This window comes from Reticulibacter mediterranei, from assembly GCF_016587455.1.
Genome location: NZ_BNJK01000002.1, coordinates 669,786 through 686,885, shown reverse-complemented (window position 1 = coordinate 686,885; position 17,100 = coordinate 669,786). Strand labels below are relative to the sequence as shown.

At 53.5% G+C, this 17,100-nt stretch carries 15 protein-coding genes; 7 read left to right on the top strand and 8 right to left on the bottom strand.

The window, feature by feature from the left end; all coding sequences use genetic code 11:
- The first annotated feature begins 96 nt into the window (after positions 1-96).
- From K3T83_RS41290 to K3T83_RS41275, 4 genes are all read left to right on the top strand, one after another.
- The gene (locus tag K3T83_RS41290) at positions 97-1,179 is read left to right on the top strand and encodes a Gfo/Idh/MocA family protein (protein ID WP_220208982.1); all 1,083 of its coding nucleotides are present in this window, start codon (positions 97-99) and stop codon (positions 1,177-1,179) included.
- A 5-nt stretch (positions 1,180-1,184) separates the two neighbouring features.
- The gene (locus K3T83_RS41285; protein ID WP_220208981.1) at positions 1,185-2,333 is read left to right on the top strand and encodes a mandelate racemase/muconate lactonizing enzyme family protein; all 1,149 of its coding nucleotides are present in this window, start codon (positions 1,185-1,187) and stop codon (positions 2,331-2,333) included.
- Positions 2,330-3,232: a DUF6807 domain-containing protein gene (locus tag K3T83_RS41280; protein WP_220208980.1), complete on the top strand. Its 903-nt coding sequence runs from the start codon at positions 2,330-2,332 to the stop codon at positions 3,230-3,232. The genes K3T83_RS41285 and K3T83_RS41280 overlap by 4 nt, the downstream gene beginning before the upstream one ends.
- 349 nt (positions 3,233-3,581) lie before the next feature.
- Positions 3,582-5,168 carry an extracellular solute-binding protein gene (locus K3T83_RS41275; protein WP_220208979.1) on the top strand — a complete coding sequence of 529 codons (1,587 nt, stop codon included), beginning with the start codon at positions 3,582-3,584 and terminating at the stop codon, positions 5,166-5,168.
- A 195-nt stretch (positions 5,169-5,363) separates the two neighbouring features.
- Here K3T83_RS41275 and K3T83_RS41270 read toward each other — a convergent pair whose 3' ends face one another.
- Positions 5,364-5,717 carry a hypothetical protein gene (locus K3T83_RS41270; RefSeq protein ID WP_220208978.1) on the bottom strand — a complete coding sequence of 118 codons (354 nt, stop codon included), beginning with the start codon at positions 5,715-5,717 and terminating at the stop codon, positions 5,364-5,366.
- Between the two features lie 349 nt (positions 5,718-6,066).
- On the opposite strand from K3T83_RS41270, the gene K3T83_RS41265 reads away from it, so the two are divergent.
- Positions 6,067-6,489, top strand: a complete 423-nt coding sequence (locus K3T83_RS41265; protein WP_220208977.1) for a GNAT family N-acetyltransferase — start codon at positions 6,067-6,069, stop codon at positions 6,487-6,489.
- A gap of 17 nt (positions 6,490-6,506) precedes the next feature.
- On the opposite strand, the gene K3T83_RS41260 is transcribed toward K3T83_RS41265, so the two are convergent.
- Together K3T83_RS41260 and K3T83_RS41255 are read right to left on the bottom strand one after the other, a co-directional pair.
- Positions 6,507-7,640, bottom strand: a complete 1,134-nt coding sequence (locus tag K3T83_RS41260; RefSeq protein ID WP_220208976.1) for an ArgE/DapE family deacylase — start codon at positions 7,638-7,640, stop codon at positions 6,507-6,509.
- A gap of 205 nt (positions 7,641-7,845) precedes the next feature.
- Positions 7,846-8,850, bottom strand: coding sequence for a potassium channel family protein (locus K3T83_RS41255; protein WP_220208975.1), 1,005 nt, complete (start codon positions 8,848-8,850; stop codon positions 7,846-7,848).
- Positions 8,851-9,160: 310 nt separating this feature from the next.
- Between K3T83_RS41255 and K3T83_RS41250 the strand changes: the two genes are divergently transcribed.
- Positions 9,161-10,315, top strand: coding sequence for a carboxylate-amine ligase (locus K3T83_RS41250; protein ID WP_220208974.1), 1,155 nt, complete (start codon positions 9,161-9,163; stop codon positions 10,313-10,315).
- A gap of 186 nt (positions 10,316-10,501) precedes the next feature.
- Here K3T83_RS41250 and K3T83_RS41245 read toward each other — a convergent pair whose 3' ends face one another.
- Positions 10,502-11,302 carry an SDR family NAD(P)-dependent oxidoreductase gene (locus K3T83_RS41245; protein WP_220208973.1) on the bottom strand — a complete coding sequence of 267 codons (801 nt, stop codon included), beginning with the start codon at positions 11,300-11,302 and terminating at the stop codon, positions 10,502-10,504.
- A gap of 166 nt (positions 11,303-11,468) precedes the next feature.
- Between K3T83_RS41245 and K3T83_RS41240 the strand changes: the two genes are divergently transcribed.
- Positions 11,469-12,692 (top strand): helix-turn-helix transcriptional regulator, encoded by a 1,224-nt coding sequence (locus K3T83_RS41240; protein WP_236065183.1) that lies wholly within the window; start codon positions 11,469-11,471, stop codon positions 12,690-12,692.
- A gap of 123 nt (positions 12,693-12,815) precedes the next feature.
- On the opposite strand, the gene K3T83_RS41235 is transcribed toward K3T83_RS41240, so the two are convergent.
- The 4 genes from K3T83_RS41235 to K3T83_RS41220 all read right to left on the bottom strand — a co-directional run bounded on the left by K3T83_RS41235 (position 12,816) and on the right by K3T83_RS41220 (position 17,099).
- Positions 12,816-13,292 (bottom strand): cupredoxin domain-containing protein, encoded by a 477-nt coding sequence (locus K3T83_RS41235; protein WP_220208972.1) that lies wholly within the window; start codon positions 13,290-13,292, stop codon positions 12,816-12,818.
- A 228-nt stretch (positions 13,293-13,520) separates the two neighbouring features.
- A complete protein-coding gene (gene abc-f / locus K3T83_RS41230; RefSeq protein ID WP_220208971.1) occupies positions 13,521-15,203 on the bottom strand; it encodes a ribosomal protection-like ABC-F family protein in 1,683 nt (560 codons plus the stop codon).
- Between the two features lie 508 nt (positions 15,204-15,711).
- Positions 15,712-16,614, bottom strand: a complete 903-nt coding sequence (locus K3T83_RS41225) for an alpha/beta fold hydrolase (RefSeq protein ID WP_220208970.1) — start codon at positions 16,612-16,614, stop codon at positions 15,712-15,714.
- Positions 16,611-17,099, bottom strand: coding sequence for a MarR family winged helix-turn-helix transcriptional regulator (locus K3T83_RS41220; RefSeq protein WP_236065182.1), 489 nt, complete (start codon positions 17,097-17,099; stop codon positions 16,611-16,613). Before K3T83_RS41220 ends, K3T83_RS41225 begins: the two co-directional genes overlap by 4 nt.
- Position 17,100 lies beyond the last annotated feature (1 nt).

The following is a 17,100-nucleotide window of genomic DNA, read 5'->3' as shown; positions in this document are numbered from 1 at the left end:
AAATACCTTGATTTCTCCTCTTCCTTTGGCATACTATGATAAGGTAGAAAACGTTGTCTGTTGCAGTAGTGCATTGAAGGAAAAGGAGAAGTCGCTATGACACGATACCGAGTTGCCATCGTTGGCACCGGCTCTATTGCCAACCATCATCTTCAGGCGCTCAACGAGCTGAAAGAGCGTGCTGAAGTGGTTGCGGCAGTAGATGTTCTTCGTGAAAGAGTAGAGGAATTTAGCAAAAAGCATGCTATTCCCCACTTTTATACAGATATAACGGAAATGTTGGAAAGAGAGCGGCCCGATCTCGTCCAGATTGCCACACCACCAGATACGCATTACCCCCTTATCATCCAGGCGCTTCAGGCCGGAGCATCGGTGTTGTGCGAAAAGCCGCTCTGCACCTCGCTTGCCGAACTTGACCACATCCTGGCCGTCGAGCAGCAAACTGGCAAATATTGTAGCAGCGTCTTCCAGTGGCGCTTCGGCACGGGCGGTCAGCTTCTCAAGCATCTTATTCAAACGGAGGGACTGGGGCGGCCTCTGGTCGGTATTTGTCAGACAACATGGTTCCGTAATCATGCCTATTATGAGGTTCCCTGGCGCGGCAAATGGTCCACTGAGGGTGGCGGTCCTACAATGGGACACGGCATTCACGCGATGGACCTGTTCCTGTGGCTGCTCGGCGATTGGCAGGAGGTCAGCTCTATGACCAGCACGCTTGATCGCAACATCGAGGTCGAAGATGTGTCGCTGGCGATGGTCCGTTTCAAGAATCGCACCCTGGGCAGCATCGTCAACAGCGTCCTCTCGCCGCGCGAAGAGACCTATTTACGCTTCGATTTTCAGCGCGCCTCGGTCGAACTGACGACGCTCTATGGCTATACCAACAAGCACTGGCGCTTTTCGCAGCCCGGGTCAGACCAGGACGCCGCAATACAGCAACTATGGCAGCTCACGCAAGATCAACCGGCCTCGCATGCCACGCAAATTGCACAGTTGCTCGATAGCCTGGATCATGGCGCAGAGCCGCTTGCCAGCACCGCTACCGTGCGCCCGACCATCGAGTTTATTACTGGCATCTACAAATCAGCCGCCACCGGCCAGATTGTACAACAGGGGTCGATTGTCGCCGGTGATCCCTTCTACAACCACGTCTCAGGCCAACTCGCACCGAGGACGTGAGCGCGATGAGAACGATTCAGAGCATCGACGTATTTCCTATTCGTTTGCCGATCACGCAGACGTTTCGCTTCTCTTCGGGTAGTGCCGGGAAAGCAGGTGAGACGGCCTCCTTTGTGCTGGTCCGGCTGACGGATAGTGCCGGTGAGATCGGTTGGGGAGAGGGACGCCCCATGCCGCAGTGGTCGTACGAGACCGTCGAATCGATCACAACCACTACTCGCCGCTACCTTGCTCCTGCCATCATCGGTCAGGAGATCACGGATCGTGCAGGGCTGCACAGGCGCATGCATAGCGTCGTCGGGCGCGGTCCCAGCACCGGCTTCCCCATTGCGAAGGCCGCCGTTGATATGGCGCTGCACGATCTAGCTGCACGCAGCGCAAACTTACCGCTGCGCAGTTATCTGGGCGGCAGTAGCGCTAACAGCGCCATCGCACTCAGCTATACCGTCACGGCGCACGATGTCGAGACGGCCCACAGGGAGGTTGAAGGAGCGCTGGAGCAGGGGTTTCGCCACTTCAACTTCAAGGCGGCGGTGGCCCCTGAGACTGATCTTGCGCTGGCAAAAGCGATTCGCCAGACAGCCGGGCAGGATGCCTTTGTCTGGGCCGATGCCAATCAGGGCTTTCAGCCACACGAGGCGCTCAGGGTTGCGCGTGGCTTTGTTGATATGGGCGTCAACGTGCTGGAACAGCCGTTTCCCGCCGACCAATTGCAGCTTATGCGCCGCCTGCGCAACCAGTGCCCGATCCCGCTGGCCGTTGATGAAGCCAGTGTCAGCCCCGCCGATTTCTTCCATTACGCCGCTGAAGGGCTGGTCGATTATCTCATTGTCAAAGTCACGCGCAGTGGCGGTCTCTGGCCGTCGTTGCAACAGATCGCGACCGCGCAGGCTGCTGGCTTGCCCTTTCTCGTCAGCGGGCTAACCGATAGCTTGCTCACCAAACACGCCGCCTGTCAGCTTGCCGCTACTTTTGGGCATACAGGTCCAGCCGCGCTCAATGGCAGCCAGTTTATCGATGAATCGAGCCTTTATCCCAACAAATCGCAGCATGAGCAGAACGGCACGGTCCAGTTGGGGGAACAGAGCGGCATAGGAGTGCAACCAGATCAACAGCTAGTCGAACAGTTGCTTATAAAGGATGGAGCGCTATGAAATTTAAATTGACGCATCAGCTTCACGACGCCATCGAAGTGCGCTATGGAGAGCAAACACTCTTCAACTATGTCTACGAGTCGCAGGTGCCAGAGCGCGAATCACCCAAACCCTATTTCCATCCCTTGAAGACGCTGGCTGGCAACGAGGTGAGCCTGTTTCGCCCATATGATCATCTCTGGCACACCGGCCTCGCGATGACCTTCGCTCAGTTGTCCGGCGAGAACTTCTGGGGTGGCGGCACCTACACACGCGAGACAGGCGGATATGTTCAGCTGGCGAACAACGGGCGCATGCAGCACGTTTCCTGGCAAGAGATTGCATGCGACGATGAGGGCGTGCGTTGCATCGAACAATTGCAATGGATTACGCAGAGCGGTGCCACCTGGCTTGACGAGGAGCGCCATATCACCGTCAGCGAGGTCAGGCCGGACGCGGGATATTGGAGCCTGGATCTCGCGTTCAGCCTGGTCAACGTCTCGCAGCAAGCGCTCAATTTTGGCTCGCCGACGACGGAGGGCAGACCGTTGGCTGGATATGGCAGCCTGTTCTGGCGGGGGCCGCGCTCGTTCCTGCGCGGTAAAATTCTCGCCACCGATGGACAGGAGGGCGAGGAGATTATGGGTAAGCAATCGCCCTGGCTGGCCTTCACCGGCTGGCACGACGGCAACCACGAGCAATCGACGCTGCTGTTTCTCGATCAGCCCGGGAACCCGCGTTATCCAAATAAATGGTTCGTGCGCAACGATCCGTACGCCTGCGTCAGTTGCTCCTTTATGTTCGACGAATACTATGTCTTGCAGCCGGGCGAGGCGCTGAACCTCACCTATCGCGTTGTTCTCGCCAACGGAGCCTGGACGCGCGAACAGATCGAGGACTACACCGCACGCGTTCAATAAACCGGATGTTATTTCTACTTGCAAGCGCTTACTGAGTGGATATAACGTAAAAAATCGGTAACACACGAAACACTTTTGTATGGAGTGGCATACATACGCATTTCAACTAACCACATCCATACAAAAGCGTTTCGTGCTGCCCTCTAATTGCATGTAAACCCTACAACTACAAAATCTGCTCTTTGACCATCTTTTCATTAATAAGGCTTGACAATCCGTATACGATATGGTACATCAACTATATGCTTGCAAGCGCTTGCAATGAGAGATGCGGATCAACGATCAGATCACTGCAAACACCATTGCTCTTTATTTTTATTGCTTTGCTACCAGGGAAGGATGTGTGATCGTGAACATACGCATATCGACAACGAAGTTTGCCCTGTGGTCCTCTCTGCTTGTCTTCATTATCAGTCAATTTCTCGCAGCCTGTGGCGGGAGTAGTCCAACCTCATCCAACAAACCGGTCGACCTGACCTTATGGACTTATCCCTCAGCGCAGGAGGTTGGCAATCCGCCACCAGACTGGTTTTTCACGAAAGAGGTGCGGGAGAAGCTAAACATTAATCTGAAGGTCACGTTTGTCCCGTATGGCGACGATGGCGATACCAAGTTCAACGCCGCCGCCTCCGCCAACGACATGCCCGACTTCTTCCAGATCCCCCAGAACAACAATATTTTCTTACAATGGGTGAAGCTAGGCTTGATTGCACCAGTGGATAGCCTGTTGCCTATGATGCCACAGCGCACAAAGGACCGTTACAGCGATCCTCAGATGCGCAAGGTCGCGACCATCAACGGCAAGATGTATGTGCTTCAGGAGAAAGCTGGCCTGAACAAGCGGCTGGGTCTCTTTATCCGTAAAGATTGGCTCGATAAGCTGCACCTGCAACCACCAAAAACGCTCGACGATTTCTATAATGTGGCGAAAGCTTTCACGTTTAATGATCCCGATGGCAACGGCAAAAACGATACATACGGCTTTACGGCGACGACCGGCAGCGGTGCCACCGGTTTAGGTACCAACTTTCAGGGCATTTTTGGAGCATACGGTCTTCCAGGCGTCTGGAACTATAATACGCCGGGCAAGGTCAGCCTGACGTTGCGCGACCCCAATTACCTGAAAGTGGTTGAGTTTCTCAAAAAGATGTCCGATGCGCACCTGATGGACCCCGACTGGACGACGCTCAGCGGCCCCGATTTCCGCGCGCGCTGGTCGCAGCAGGGCAAATATGGCATCATGCCGGGCGATTTTTGCGCGACGATCTGCCAGGGCAACTATCAGCCCTTCGATGTCAACTATCCCAACGGCGTCTGGATACCGCTTGCGCCGCCGCAGGGTGCGCCAGGAACTCCCGTCTACCTGGGCAGTTATAGCAATGTTGGCACACGTATTGCCGTCTCGCAAAAGGCGTTGGATGCTGGCAAGGGTCCGGCGATTGCCAAATTCTTAGAGTGGACTAACTCCGGCGATGGCTATTATCTGGCGGCGTTTGGTCAGAAGGGCGTGCATTACAAGCTGGATGCGCAGGGCAACGTCACGGGCGAGGGGGTGCCAGTTCCCTTCTACGGTCACGAGGCAGCCCCGATCAACCAGATTCGCAGCCTGGTCTATAACAACTCCGAGGCGGAACTCAAGGCACGCTACAACAGCTTCAAGACGAAAAATGGGCGCACCATCGATCCAATCCAGATCTATCAGACGATTGGCACAATGCCCTGGCAGGATCAAACGAGCGCCTTTGTGATCCAGCCAGCCGCCAATCAGGGCGACATCAACCGCTACGTTGACGAGGCGCTGGTTCAGTTTATCACCGGCCAGAAGCCGCTCAACGATGGCACCTGGAACGCCTTTATCAAAGGGCTGGACAACCTGAACGTCTCCGATTGGGAGGCACAGGCGAATCAAAACCTCAAAGATGGGGGCTGGCTCTAAACAATCGATTGTCGTAGTCGAGCGATTGATCGCGGAGCACGCATGTTGCATGTTCCACCGCGATCAATCGCTCGACTACGACTCTGGCAAGCTTCATCGTTGGGGCATCCAGAACATCCTACCATACTCCGGGAGAACACATCGCTTCATGTACACAATGAAGCTTGACAGAGGACTACGACGCATGAGATTCCGTCATAGCTTACGGCCTTTCCTCCACAGATAGACGCCCAATCGCCATAGACCGGTCTTTTCATCTTTATGGATGGGGCAATTGTTAATCTCGTGCAGCCAGATATAGAGAGGACCAAACCGTTGTCCAATCGTTCTCTGAGCAGGATCATACTCTGGAAGGCGGTTGGCCCGCTGTCGCAACTGATTGAGCGTGGCAAGCTTCATCAGCTCCTCAACATCCATGATGCATAATAGATTGCTCTCCAATGCTTGCTCTTTGAGGCAAAGGATAGTATCTGTGAGCGGCGTTCGCACCTCTTCGTCGAGCTGCGCCCCTTGATCCGACATGGGCGTCTGGCTGTCGAATGGTTCCATCTATTCAACCTCCCTGGTCGTTAGCGGCAGTGCAAACCGGCATCGAAGGCGGTCAAGCAGTACAATGGTGTCCTGAAGCGAGGGGAAAAGGATGTGAACATGAAGAGTGTTGGGTCACCGTAGCGACAAGGGGTGGTTGGGGATCCTGGCGGGGGCCTTGCGCTTGTCGCTCTTCTGAGGCCCATTCATCATTTGGATTATAAAATAGATAAGTATGGCGAGAGCGACAAGCGCAAGGCCCCCACACCCACTCCACACCTCCCCTTGTCGCTACAGGTGAAAATGAGAGGTTAGATAGACTAGTGACGAATTACCTGAAAAACTCGAATATATTCTTAGCAGGGAACATATGACGCTTTTCGACTTTACATTCCATCACGAACGCCCAATAGAGCCAGAAATGGTTCGCAAACTCTATGATGCAGTAGGCTGGTGGCCGGAGCGCGAGGAACAGGAAATCGCAGCAGTTTTGAGCGGAGATCTGGCAATTGGAGCCTGGGATGGCGAACGACTAATTGGTTTCGCCCGCGTCATCTCTGACCACCGCTTGCATGCTTACATTGACGACGTGATGGTGCACCCCGATTACCAGCGGCAAGGTGTCGGGCGTCAAATGCTCACCAAATTGCTTGCAGCACTTCAACATATCGAAACGATTACGTTATTCTGCCAACCTGAACTGCGCGAATTCTATAGACAGTCGGGCTTTCGTGCCTTCCCATCACAGGTAGTTATGCATCAAAAAGGGAACGATGATCATCGTTCCCAGTAAGAATTTTTTGTTTATCGTCAAGCGCAAAATTCTTGCAGGGTGCCGATCAAAATCTCGCAGCACTGCTGCACCTGGTCCAGATCGGCCCATTCGATGACGGCATGCGCGCCTGCACCGCCGGGGCCAAAGAGGACCGTTGGGATACCTGCCTCGGCCAGTAACGCCGCATCCGTCCACCATGCAGCTCCAACGACCTCTGGTGTAGTGGTATGCAACAACCCGGCCTGGCGTGCAATCGTCTGCACAATGGGAGCATCGGCGGCAACCTCAAATGGTGCCTGCTTGAAGGTTGTTTTAAACGTGGCGTGAATAGTGGGATCGGCAGATTGAACCCGGGCCAGCACTTCTCGTATTTCTGCTTCGACCGTCTCCTGCGTTTCACCCGGGATCGTGCGCCGCTCTATTTGCAGAATACAGCGTTCAGGATAACTGGAAAGCTCCTGTCCACCCTCGATCAGCGAAGCGTGCAGCGATCCGCTCTTGAGCAGGCGATGCGTTGGAGCCGCCTGAAGCGAGCGGTCAAGCTGCTCTAAACCAACCAGAATATGGCCCATTTTCACAATTGCGTCGAGGCCCAGATCAGGGCGAGAACCATGTGCCGCTTTGCCCTGCGCGGTGATCTCCAGCCAGACGAATCCCCTGTGCGCCACACAGAGATTGAGCGCGGTTGGCTCCGTGACAATTGCAGCATCAGCATGCCACTGCTGCACGATAGCCTGTGTGCCAACGCTGGCGTATTCCTCATCGATCACGGCGGTCACGATCACATCCCCACGCAATGACAGCTTTCTGGCCTGCGCGCCCGCAACCATGATGGCGGCCAATCCACCCTTCATATCATAGGCTCCTCGCCCATATAAACGATTGCCCTCGATCACTGGCTCATGAGGCCGCTCCATACCAGCCACGCCGACCGTATCCATGTGCCCATTAAGCAACAATGAGCGTCCACCGCCGCTGCCTCGCGCAATGCCAATCACGTTGGAACGGCCCGGCGCAGCTTCCTGCAACGTCACTTCCAACCCCGCTCGCTCAAGCCAGCCTGCCACAAATTGTGCAATGGCCTGCTCGCCAGCTCCTCCTGGCACCAGATCGGGATTGATAGAATCAATGGCAACGAGCCGCTGTAACAGGGATGCGATTTCTTGCATACAAAGCTTCTCTCTTTCCTGAAAATAGCACGCACGGTTTTCGCTCGAATATGGCAGGGGCGATGGCTGGTCCTCGCCCGGCTTCTCACGCGGCGTCATGCTCACACGAGCGAGGACCAGCCATCGCCCCTGCCATATTCCGGTTGCTCTCAGATGAACCACTGAGTAGCATATGATATATTGCTTGCTGAATGCCAGGGATACTCTACTGGCTGTTCTTTTGCTTGAAATCCTGAAGCGGGTTCGCCATGCCCACAACTATTACTGTATCTCCAGTCTCGATGATCTGGTCCGGTTGTGGCCCGGTAATCGACCCGGCCCGCTTCTTGAGCGCGATCATAGTAATGCCATGCTTGAAGATCATGGTTTGCGCCACAGCCATCGATCTGCCCACGAGCAGCGAGGTGCGGGAGAGCGTGACCTCTTTCACCGCCAGTTCCATACTTTTGACGCTGGTAATAGAGTCGAAAACCTCGGTCGCAGTTGGCTGAAAGGCCAGATTTGCCATGCGGTGTCCGGCCAGCGCGTAGGGGAAAAGGACACGATTCGCGCCCGCTAATTTGAGCTTGGCCTCGGTTTCGTCATGATTGGCACGCGCCACGATAAAGAGGCTGTTGTTGAGATGGCGCGCCGAGAGGGTGATCGAAATGTTATGGGCGTCGTCATCTGTTGCGATCAAGATACATTGAGCATGTTCTATCCCAGCCTCACGCAACACATCGTCTTGCGTGGCATCGTCTTGCAGGGCCAGATAACCGCGCTGTATACAGGACTGGATGTTGCGCTCCTGCTCGTCGATGACCACGAAGGCTTTCTTCGTTCCTCGACAATCTTCGGCAATCTGTGAGCCAACACGTCCAAATCCACAGATGATGTAATGATTGCGCAGGGTGGCGATTTTCCTATCCATCAGATGCCTCCTGATTGCCTGGCTAAAATGGCCCTCTATTAAAAATTCCATGCCTGCACCAAACGTGTAAAGCAATGATCCAACGCCGGTGATAATCACAAATATAGTGAAGGTCCGACCCGCCTCCGAAAGTGGGCGCACCACATTGCCCACCGTTGACATCATGCCTATTGCAGTATAAAGCGCGTCAGAAAAGGAGAGGTTTTCGATATGCATGTAGCCGAGCGTGCCGGCCAACACGACGCCCAGCACCAGCAACAGTGCTATTTTGAGATGACGGGCAGGTGTCAGTCCGCTCATGTGTGGAGTCCGCCTTTATTCAACCAGATGTGTTAATTTGCACAAGCATAACATGTCTGGCTTGTATTAGCAAGCAACCTATGATGATAAAGGAAACTTTCTCCGTGAAAACTATTTCTGTCATTTAATTCTTCTATGAGAATATGTGAAACACAAGAATAATAATTGAAAAGGTTTTCTTTTTAGAGGAGATGCTGTGAGGAAGATGTGTGGCTAAAAATCGTCGTTGTGATGATTCTGTGTTATCAATACGATATGAATCGCTTGTTGAGAACTGCGTAAGCGATCACCTATTGAAAGGGGCACAATCATGACTGCACGATTTACGATTGGCATAGAAGAAGAATTTCAAATGGTTGATCGCTATACCGGTCAACTGGTTCCACATATTCAAACCATTCTGGAAAAAGGGCACGCGCTCTTCGGCGATCAGATCAAGGCCGAGATGCTGCAACCGACCGTCGAACTAATATCTGATATCCTCCCTGATATCTCCACAGCACGCCACGAGATGAGCATACTACGCTCCCGACTGGCACACCTGTTGGACGAGGAGGGACTGGCGTTGATCAGTGCTGGCACACATCCAGCGGCATGGTGGCAGGATGAGCCGCGAACACCCTATCTGCGCTATATCGAACTGGAAGAAGAGTTTCAGGATGTGGCACGCTCGCTGCTGATCTTTGGACTACACATACATATTGGCGTTGAGAACCAGGCACAGGCGGTGATGTTGATGAATCAGCTTAGAACCTGGCTTCCGCACCTGCTCGCGCTCTCATCTAATTCTCCGCTCTGGAAGGGCCGTCAAACGGGCCTCAAGTCGTATCGTTCGATCATCTGGCGACCATTTCCGCGTAGTGGCGTGCCAGAGGTCTTCCCTACATGGCACGATTTCGATTCCTATGTACATACACTCATAAATACAGGTTGTATTGATAACGGGAAACGTATCTGGTGGGATATCCGTCCACACCCGTTCTTCTCGACAATCGAGTTTCGCATCTGCGATATGCCCGCAACCATCAATGATACCATTGCCCTGGCCGCGCTCTGTCAAGCGCTGGTGGCAAAGGTAGCGCTGCTCAACAATGCAGGTGTGTGGCTTCCCATGCTACCGTCTCACTTTATCGAGGAGAACAAGTGGCGCGCCCTACGGTTCGGCCTGGATGCGCAGATCATCGATTTTGAGCTGGGCCTGCGGCTGAGCATGCGCGATTCTATTCGTCGCCTGCTCGATTTTGTCGATGATATGCTGGACGATCTAGGGAGCCGCGCCGAGATCGATTATCTACGTTCATTGCTTGACGGTTCGCGTGGGACCGGGGCCGATCAACAGCTTGCCATCTATCAACAAACAGGCAGCATAGAGGCTGTGCTGCAATTTCTGATGCAGCAGGCAATGATCGATATTCCTGTCCATCAGATGCCTCCTGATTGCCTGGCTGAAATGGCCCACTATTAAAAATTCCATGCCAGCGCCGAACGTGTCAAGCAATGATCCCTGGAAGGTTATTGCTAGAGAGAAAGGGTACACTATTACTATTGGAGGTCTGTCCTTTTATTGGGAAGTCCGTATGGCTTACTCGCTCTGTAGGAGGAAACCACATGAACTTCCCATTATTAAGAAGATTTGCTTCTCGTGCCGCTCTTAAAAAGCCGAACGAATCGTGCCGCCATCGACGCGGAGAGTTGCGCCGCTCACATAACCAGCGACCGGGCTCGCCAGATAGGCCACTGCTGCGGCGATCTCTTCTGGCCGACCGAGACGGCCCACGTCGTTTGGAGCCAGAGCCTGCGTTGCGTTGCGTTCGATTTCCTCCAACGTCTCGCCCCAGCCATGAGCCTGGCTCATATGGGTGAACTGTGCCTGAGCTTTCTCCGTAAGGATCGCACCGGGAGATACGACGTTTGATGTCACGCCCGTATCCTTCAGTTCACGTGCGAGGGATACCGCCAGATTATGGCGGGCCGCCAACGTTGCATTGTAGTGCGGCATAATTGCGCCCGGTTGCTGGGACAGGCCACCGCCAATCTGAATCACCCGTCCCCAGTGCCGCTCGCGCATCTGCGGGACCAGACGTTGAATCATCCGCACGCCAGAAATTACGTTCGTATTGTATATCTGTGCCCAGTCCGCGACTGTCGCCTCCGTCCATGAAAGATAGCCGATAAACCCGGCATTGTTGACCAGAATATCAATAGGCCCGCCAGCCAGCGCTGCGGCGGCAACCGCGTCAGCTCCGGCATCGGTGGTGAGATCGCCAAGAGCGACCTCGGCGCTCCCCCCTCCGGCGCGGATCGCTTCGGCTACAGCGTTGGCTCGGCTTTCCTCGCGACCATGCACTACGACAGCAACGCCCTCCGCAGCGAGCTGCTTGACGATCGCCTCGCCTATCCCGGAACTCGATCCCGTTACCAGTGCCCTCTTTCCTGCCAGTCTTAAATCCATTATGTTATACCTTAGCCTTTCATTTGACTTGTTGCAGGTACATTACCCGCGTCTCTATGGTATACTAAAGGAGATCCTGGGACAAGATGAGCAATAATCATAGGAATTCCACTTCTCTGTTCCAAAGAGTGTGCTCTTATCAGATACCGAGATGAAAGAGGTTGACATGGTCAGTCAGCGGCAGCAGCAAGACTATCGTTTACAGGAGCTTGGAGATTTTCTGCGTACGCGCAGGGCAAGGCTGACTCCTGAAGAGGTGGGACTGCCGCGAGGAAGCAGGCGCAAAACTCCTGGACTCAGACGAGCGGAAGTGGCACAGCTGGTGGGTGTCAGTGTGGATTGGTATACCTGGTTAGAGCAGGGACGTGCTATTACGCCTTCAACGCAGGTCTTAGAGCGTCTGGTGCAGGCGTTGCGCCTGGATGCGAATGAGCGCAACCATCTCTTCCTCCTGGCCCAGCAACAGGCACCTCCAGCGCTTTTGCAGGAAACCGAGATCGTGAGTCCAGCGTTACAACGTTTCCTTGACCAGTTTGGCACTCGTCCAGCCTTTATCTCAGGAAGGCGATGGGATATTCTGGCCTGGAACGATGCTGGAAGTGCAATATTTAGCGATTATAGCCGGATGACCACCCCTCGCGAACGCAATACGATCTGGGGCATCTTCACTAATCCTCTGGCCCGACAATTCGTCGTCGATTGGGAAGAAGATGCGCGACAGCTCTTAGCACAGTTCCGCAACAGCTACGGTCGTCATCCTGAAGATGCTCAATTTACCGAGTTGATCCATGATCTCATGCTCGCCAGTCCTGAATTTCGCGCCTGGTGGCCCGACCATGAAGTGCGTAGTGGACAAGAGGGGCGCAAAACGCTCAACCATCCGCAGGTGGGGTATCTCATGTTTGAACGTCTCACCTTTCAGGTCTTTGACGCTCCAGATCTCAAAGTCACCGTGTATACACCATTGGAGGAAGCAGACACGCCTCGCAAACTGGAGCAACTGCTGGATCAATGGTATCAGCAGAAAGGGCAAAAGCCTCATATTGCATCCCATACTTCTAAAGGGGTTCACAGTCTTCCACATGCACAACGAGCAGGACAAGACTTGGTTGGATTATGGCTAGTAGCATGCTGTAAAAGGGTGGAGGGGGCATGGGTAGCAAACAGTGATGTCATGGCCTCCTATGCGAACTGGTGCGAGATGCACGGATACGAACCGAAGAAGGCGAAAGGCTTGTCTCAATCGCTAGCTGCACATGGCCTGGAAGTTGGCGTTCGACAATGGATCTATACGAATCCAGGAGTACGTACAAAAACTCGGGGAGTTCGAGGTCTCAGCATACAAACTTATTCTCAGGCATCAAAAACAGGTGGGGACAGATTGTCGTAACTGGCAATCTGTCCCCACCTGTAAATCGCCCCCCCAAGCAAGTCTACTGCGTTTCAGAATATTTCGGAGAGGGATTTTCTCTCTTTTTGTTTTGCAACTGTTCTGGCCCCATCTGTCCCCTCGTTATTTTACAATAACTGTTAAGTTCATATTATCGTGAATCGTGCAGAAGAGATGATAGGTGCCGGCAACGGGAAATGGTCCGACAGTTTGTGTATCGTTGCCCTTAAATGAGACATTGACGGTTGGAGCATTGCTCTCTTTGAGCGGCTTCGGCTGATCATTCGCCCACGAGCCATTCTTGATCTCATGCACAATGCTGCTATCATCAATCATAGTCAATTTACTGCCCTTTGCGATGGTGATCGAGGGTTGCGCAAAGTTCGTGTCGGTCAAATGGATCTCGTTGCTTCCCGCCGTTGCCGCCGTTGCATTCCCCGTGTTGCCATATGTGTTTGAACTGTCATACCCACTTGAACTACTTGTATTTGCGCTGCCAGTATTTGCGTTATTATTCGTATCATCTCTGCCGCTACACGCGACAAACAGAACGGACAACAGCGCGAATAACATGAAAATGAATACTATTTTTTTACCCATCGAAGTTCTTTCCTTCTCGTTAAGTACGTTTTCTGTACATCCACTTTCTACAATTCATTAGAATATGTTGAGCGGACAAAATGCGGACATCTATTCGGGACGACATAATAAAAATGCCAGGTCTTTTTAGTGTAGTGTATTGATCTTCATCAGAATATACGAGGCGATGTTACAGGGCAGTATGGAGGCTGAAGCTCTTCCCCAACCTCCATATAGCTGTCAGCGGGGCTATTCCCAGGAGGCGTGGAGCAGCGCCGCGCTCTCTGGCTCGTGCTGCGTCAATACGCCGTCGCGCAGTTCCCAGATCTCACCGGCGAAATGCTGGATGAACCAGCGATCATGCGAAATAGCGATGACGGGACCGGGAAAGGCGCGAATTGAGGCTTCGAACGATTCCAACACATCCAGGCTGATATAGTTCGTTGGCTCGTCCAGCAGCAACACATTCGGACCCCAGGCCATTAACCGGGCAATCTCCAACTTGCGCTGCTGGCCGAGGCTGAGTTGACCAACCCGCTTGTGCATATCTTCCAGCCGAAACAACCCGTAGCCAATCAAGCGCCCGATAAACTCGCCTTCGAAGCCAATCTGATCGTAGCGATACGTATCAATCACGTTTTTTGTAGGGTCGAGCGACGGCTCCTGAGGCAGATAGCCAACGCGCGCACTTGGCACCACGTGCACCTCGCCCTCGTCTGGTGCTTCGAGCTTCTGCATCAGCTTGAACAGCGTCGTCTTGCCAGCACCGTTAGGACCGGTGAGCAGCAGGCGCGTCTTTGCACCAAGCGTCATGTTGACATCGTGAAAGAGCGTGCGGTTGCCAAAGCCCTTGCTGACGTGCGCCAGCCGGATAACCTCCTGAGATGCGATGCCCTCAACGTTGAAATGCGAGTTGACCTGCAACAATTCGGGCGGTCTGGGAATTGGATCGGCTTCTATCCGCTCCAGGCGCATCTCAACGGCATTAAGCTTACTGGAAGAAGATTTTTGCGCCTTCTGCTCGTGTCCAAAACGAGCTGTTTTGTCGTTATCGCGCGGCGGCCCGAAGTGAGTGCGGCTGGCCTGCTGGCGCAGTTCTCGTATACGTCTACGTAATTCTTGAATCTCTTCCTGCTGCTGTTCGTATTCTTCCTGCAATTTCGCCCGCTCGTTTGCTTTAGCCTGCACATAGGCATCGTAGTTACCGCTGTAGCTGCGGAGCTGGTGCCTGTGTTCATCAATTTCGAAAATCTGATTGATGGCACGATTGAGAAATTGGCGGTCGTGTGAAACTACAAGAACAGCGCCATGATAGCTGGCAAGATAGCTTTCCAGCCACTCCATACTGGCAAAATCCAGATGATTCGTCGGCTCGTCCAGAAGCAGCACATCGGGAGAGCGCAGCAGCAGCGCGGCCAGCCCGACGCGCGCTTTCTCGCCACCTGAGAGGGTCTGCACGCTGCGTGTACGTGGCAGATAATCGAGATGCAGGCCAGCCAGAACGCGCTCGATCTGATGGTTGATTTCGTAGCCACCGCGTTCCTGAAATTGCGTGGAGACGCTACTGTACTCGTCCAACAGCCCGGCAAGCTCCTCTTCCGCAGTGGTACTCATCAGGTGTTCAAGCTGGCGCATCCGCTCCTCCAGCTGGCGGAGATTGCCGACCGCCTCCTGAATCAGATCATCAATGCTGCTCCCGGCAAACTCCGGCGTGGATTGGGGCAGATAGCCATACGCGACGGCAGGGGCATACGCGAAGCTCCCGCCATCGGCCTCCTCCTGTCCCGTGAGCAGACGAAGCAGCGTCGATTTTCCCACACCATTAGGTCCGACGATGCCGATACGATCATGAGCATTGATGACAAATGAGATATCGCTCAGTACGCGAATTGCTCCATATGATTTTGCTATATTTCTTACGGTTAAAAGCATGAAACAACCACCTCAACATGTGAATGAATAGTGTGAACAGAAATGAGAGGGAGGCAATAGCATCAATGCTGGAATGTGGTGATGAGGTGGCTTGTCTGTTGAGGTGAGTGAAGGACCGTTGAGAGGCGTTCTCAAGCGTGTTATCGTGCGCGGTGCGACTGACTCACAAACACAACAATACAAGCAATAACGAAACAGAGCCTCATCAATGGTCTTTGCTGGATATTTTTGCGAAAAGATGATGATGCTGTTACTGCCTGTTTGTTGTGCTGGTCAAGGGTCTTCTCCTGTGTGGCTAGAACAATAGTATCTTTGCTAGAGTATAGACGCTAAACGCCACCCTGTCAAGCGCCCCGTTCGTAGTGAAGCGATTTATCGCGCATTTCGGGCTTATACGATAAACTGCGCTACTACGAATTTCTTGTTTAGACTAACTAAGCTCTACTAGAAGGACAGAGAGCCCACAACCTGACCGTAAGGTCGCAACAAGCTTCTCCTTGCAAAATGACTACGCGTGGTTTTGGAGGAGATCGGCAATAACCTGTGGCTGTTCAGTGGCCATAAAATGCCCACAGCCTGACGCTACCTGTGCGATCACATTGCGACAACCAAACTTTTTGGTAAGCTCATTGGCCGTTGGCCCCGGCTTACCTGCGCCATAGTCACCCTCAATGAGGAAGAGAGGCACATCCAGCTCGTCGCAGTGGGATCTCATGAAGACCCGGTTCTTTTGATAGGTTCGATACAAGCCAAGTCCAGCTCGCAGCTGTTCGGGAAGTGTATAGGCGCTCGCGTAGTGACGCATGTCGGCGTCTGTCATTGCCTGCTTGTCCTTTGCGAAGCGAAGAAAGAATGCCCTTTTAAAATAGGTGTACTCACGACCACCAATAAGCCGTTCGGGAAGTTTGGGGAGACGGTGAAAGGTGAAGTGCCAGAGGAATGGCATCTTGACCAGGAGGTCGGTGCTAGCTGTACCGGGGAGCGGGCCGTCCAAGAGAGCGACACCTCGCGTTTCGGACGGGTAAAGGCGAGCATACGCATACGCGATCATGGCACCCATATCATGGCCAACAATGTAGGGATCTTTCAGAGCAAGCTGGCTGGTCAGCTCGTGAATATCATGAGCCTGTGTCTCTGCGTCATAGTCGGCTCGCGTCGCTTTGGACTTTCCGATACCCCGTAAGTCAACTGCAATAACGGTGTACCTGTGAGCAAGCAAGCACATCACCTTGCTGAACTCGTACCAGTCTTCCGAAAATCCGTGCAGAAAAAGAATCGCCGGACCGTTACCACCCGATACATAATGTACTGACACATCACATAACTGTACAGTGTAGGACTGAAACGCCGCGCCGAGTACAACGTTCGCCGGATTCTTACTATCTAGCCCAATAAAGTACGGGTCGTTCATAGTCGTTCCTCTTTTCTCGTCTCTTGTTGGCTGGTGTGTTGTTCATCAGCCTCCAGGATGTGCGCAATCTCCTCCAGTGCGCCAGTTACTGCGTCTAATTGCTCCTGGTTGAGTTTGGTCATAATGTGTCGCGTCCACTCTTCGTTGAGTGAATAGATTGTCCTGAGAATGTCTGCTCCGTGCGGCGTTAGCTCAAGCAACGGTGAACGCCGGTTTGCCGGGTTATCCTGGTAGACAACCAGACCTTCTTTTGCCAAAACGTCTGCAACACGCTGCACGCTCTGACGAGCATGACCCATGTCCCGCGCGATCTGCGCCACCGTTTGCGGCCGATCGCCGACTCGACCAAGCACTTGCCACCTGGCGCTGCTCTGGCCGATGGATCGCGTCAGTCTATCGCCGTTGCGCAGAAGCAACCCATTGATCCAAAAAATGCTTAATGCGAACCTGCCGAGAGGATCGTTTGGTTTTCCTGTTGACTCCATA

Coding starts and splice junctions, on each gene's coding strand:
- K3T83_RS41285 (WP_220208981.1), top strand. CDS start 1,185: ATGAGAACGATTCAGAGCATCGACGTATTTCCTATTCGTTTGCCGATC.
- K3T83_RS41260 (WP_220208976.1), bottom strand. CDS start 7,640: ATGCAAGAAATCGCATCCCTGTTACAGCGGCTCGTTGCCATTGATTCT.
- K3T83_RS41270 (WP_220208978.1), bottom strand. CDS start 5,717: ATGGAACCATTCGACAGCCAGACGCCCATGTCGGATCAAGGGGCGCAG.
- K3T83_RS41280 (WP_220208980.1), top strand. CDS start 2,330: ATGAAATTTAAATTGACGCATCAGCTTCACGACGCCATCGAAGTGCGC.
- K3T83_RS41265 (WP_220208977.1), top strand. CDS start 6,067: ATGACGCTTTTCGACTTTACATTCCATCACGAACGCCCAATAGAGCCA.
- K3T83_RS41225 (WP_220208970.1), bottom strand. CDS start 16,614: ATGAACGACCCGTACTTTATTGGGCTAGATAGTAAGAATCCGGCGAAC.
- K3T83_RS41240 (WP_236065183.1), top strand. CDS start 11,469: ATGGTCAGTCAGCGGCAGCAGCAAGACTATCGTTTACAGGAGCTTGGA.
- K3T83_RS41235 (WP_220208972.1), bottom strand. CDS start 13,292: ATGGGTAAAAAAATAGTATTCATTTTCATGTTATTCGCGCTGTTGTCC.
- abc-f (WP_220208971.1), bottom strand. CDS start 15,203: ATGCTTTTAACCGTAAGAAATATAGCAAAATCATATGGAGCAATTCGC.
- K3T83_RS41245 (WP_220208973.1), bottom strand. CDS start 11,302: ATGGATTTAAGACTGGCAGGAAAGAGGGCACTGGTAACGGGATCGAGT.
- K3T83_RS41290 (WP_220208982.1), top strand. CDS start 97: ATGACACGATACCGAGTTGCCATCGTTGGCACCGGCTCTATTGCCAAC.
- K3T83_RS41255 (WP_220208975.1), bottom strand. CDS start 8,850: ATGAGCGGACTGACACCTGCCCGTCATCTCAAAATAGCACTGTTGCTG.
- K3T83_RS41250 (WP_220208974.1), top strand. CDS start 9,161: ATGACTGCACGATTTACGATTGGCATAGAAGAAGAATTTCAAATGGTT.
- K3T83_RS41220 (WP_236065182.1), bottom strand. CDS start 17,099: ATGGAGTCAACAGGAAAACCAAACGATCCTCTCGGCAGGTTCGCATTA.